The sequence below is a fragment of the Intestinibacillus massiliensis genome (genome assembly GCF_900155735.1).
Lineage (GTDB): Bacteria > Bacillota > Clostridia > Oscillospirales > Butyricicoccaceae > Intestinibacillus > Intestinibacillus massiliensis.
The window spans coordinates 129605-130969 of the sequence record NZ_LT707056.1; the positions used below are offsets into that span (position 1 = coordinate 129605).

1 protein-coding gene and 2 pseudogenes are annotated in these 1365 nt (G+C 65.3%); all 3 read right to left on the bottom strand.

The window, feature by feature from the left end; translation table 11 throughout:
• A pseudogene (locus tag CZ203_RS14610) lies at positions 1-536 on the bottom strand (hypothetical protein); the annotation flags it as partial.
• 199 nt (positions 537-735) lie between these two features.
• A complete protein-coding gene (locus tag CZ203_RS15265) occupies positions 736-1230 on the bottom strand; it encodes an RNA polymerase sigma factor (protein WP_456236189.1) in 495 nt (164 codons plus the stop codon).
• Positions 1169-1365, bottom strand: a pseudogene (locus tag CZ203_RS14615) (hypothetical protein); the annotation flags it as partial. The gene CZ203_RS15265 and the pseudogene CZ203_RS14615, both read right to left, overlap by 62 nt.

Here is a 1365-nt window from a genome sequence, read left to right on the forward strand (position 1 = left end):
CCCGGCCGCAGCATGTCGTTTTCCGAACGGGGCGGCGACAGCGCGAGCAGGTAGAAATACGACGCGCCGAACGTCAGCACCAGCACGCACGCGAAGAGCAGCACCGTGCCCGGCGTCAGCCGCGGCAAAAACACAAAGCTGCACGCGCCCATACACAGCGCCGCGACGAGCGGCATAAACCAGGCGCTGTGCCGCGCGCGCAGGTCGGCAAACACATGCCCGCAGGCCAGCGTGAGCAGCGCGGCGGCGCAGCAGCCCACGCCGTTTAAATCCGAGCGCAGCACCAGGTACCCGAAAAACGAGCCGAGCACCGCGGCAAAGCCCCCGCCCCGCGCGCATACCGCGCCCTGCATCGCGACCGCAAAGGGCGAAAACCCGTTCAGGATCGTCCCGCGCGCGAGTACGGCGCACAGGACGAACTGCTGCGCCGCGCGCCCCAGGCCCCGCACCACAGGTTTTTGCGCCAGCGCCGTACATGCGCCTGCCGCCCGCGCGGAGAACGCAAAAGCCTTTTTCCCTAATTGTTGCTTGTCCATGAACGTCCCAGCCTCCCTTGTTTTTCCAGTATACGGCAAGCGCGCCGCGCGGTTTGTTGGAAAATGGTTAGGGAAATAGGCACGGCCTAAAATATGCCGGTTCTTTTTTATTTTTTTGCACAGGGCGGCAAAAAAACGCGCGCGGCATGGAAAAAGCGGGGCGGCCAGTGAGGCCGCCCCGCTTTGGGCGCGTTTGGTCTTATGGGGCGCCGGGGAGCAGCAGCCGGGTCGCGCACAGCACGAAGAGCAGGCTGCCGAGCGTGCCGATCAGGTAGTATTCCGCAAAGGGCGGGTCCTTGGAGATGCGGTCGTAGCGCGTCAGCGTCTTGGCGGTGAACACCAGGCCGACCGCGGCGTATTGCCCCATCATGCACAGCACCGCGACGAGCAGCCGCTCCAGCGTGCCGATGATCGCGCCCGCGCCCGGGTATTCCGGCGTGCGCGGCGCGGCGGGCGCNCTTTCCAGCGACCGGTAGACGCGGAGGAAGACCTCCTGTACGATATCGCGGGCATCGTGCTCGTTGCCGCAGGAACGCAGCGCCAGCGCGAACACGCGCCGCTCATAGGCCGTTACCAGCTCCTCAAAGGCAGCGATCTCGCCGCGTTTGGCGCGGGAAACAAGGATCTTTTCCTCATTCGTCGCCATGTAGCCCCTCCCCTCCAATTTGCGCTTCCAGTTCCTCCGCAAGCGCATGCAGCTCCGCGAGGGTGGTCAGCGAGGACACCCGCACCTTGTAGCCTTTCAGGTGCGGGACGCCCTTTAAATACCAGTTTACATGCCGCCGCGCCTCGAGCAGCGCGACGCGCTCGCCCTTGTAGGCCGCGGCCA